Source organism: Peribacillus sp. P4_C12 (assembly GCF_056402095.1).
Genome location: NZ_JBFUIB010000888.1, coordinates 1 through 1109, shown reverse-complemented (window position 1 = coordinate 1109; position 1109 = coordinate 1). Strand labels below are relative to the sequence as shown.

The window sequence follows — 1109 nt, the reverse complement described above, 5'->3', positions numbered from 1 at the left end:
GCTCTCCGGACTAGCTTTCTGCTGCTCTTCACCTTGCAGTCCCTTTCAGCCAGGGGGACCCCTCTCTTTTAGATGGACTTCAGCATACTTCATCCTTCAACGAATTATCTTATGTAATGGATTATATTCACAAGACTTTTATTTGTCAATAAGGGGCGGCTTCTTTCTGAAGTGAACACGGGCATGAAGCACAAAAACTTTCAGTACAGCCAAGATAGGGATTGAAAGTACCATTCCCGTAATCCCGCCTATTTCACCTCCAGCTACCAATGCAAGCATGATAAAAAGTGGGTGCATATGGAGGCTTTTTCCGACAATAAGAGGTGACAGAATATTCCCCTCAAGAAATTGAAGCACAAGCACGATGACTATGATAATCATCACCATTTTTACAGATATTGTGGCGGCAATTATAACCGCAGGAATGGCCCCTATAATCGGTCCAAAATACGGTATGACATTGGTTATTCCGATAATCGCTCCTAACAACAACGGATATTGCATTCCGACTATCCAAAAAAGAATGGATGAGATCACTCCAATTGCAACACAGACGATAATTTGCCCGCGGATATACCCACCTAGGGAAGCGTCAACATCCCGTACGAATGCACGTCCTTGCTTGCGCCATTTTTTCGGGGTCATATACCAGGCCATTTTTTTTAACGCAGCAAAGTCTTTCAGGATATAAAAAGCAATGAATGGAATAAGCGCAATCAGAACAACGAAATCAAACAGCTTCATCGCATACTCCATTGCTTTTTCCGGCATACCTTTCAGCCAGCCTTCGAAAAGAACGACCCCTTCTTCAAACCTTTCATGTATCCCGAACGGCCAGGCCGCCGTTTGATGATTGAGCCTGTCTACCCTGCCTTGATACTGCTCGACCAGCTCAGGAACACTTTCTGACAGCTCACGCACCTGACTAACCATCACCGGAATGCCTTTATAAACCGCAAATCCAATGCCTCCAAAAAACAGCAAGTAAATGATTGTAATCGAAAGCCAGCGATGCATACCTTTCTTATTTAAAAATTCCACAACAGGATGCAATAAATAACTGATGAATGCACCAATGAGAAAAGGCAGCAGTACTGTTACACTTATAG

At 43.6% G+C, this 1109-nt stretch carries 1 protein-coding gene; it reads right to left on the bottom strand.

Annotation, left to right across the window (positions count from 1 at the left end):
• Positions 1-138 precede the first annotated feature (138 nt).
• Positions 139-1109, bottom strand: a 971-nt coding sequence (locus AC1DUW_RS29960; RefSeq protein ID WP_477644327.1) for an AI-2E family transporter, incomplete at its 5' end; no start/stop codon positions are given.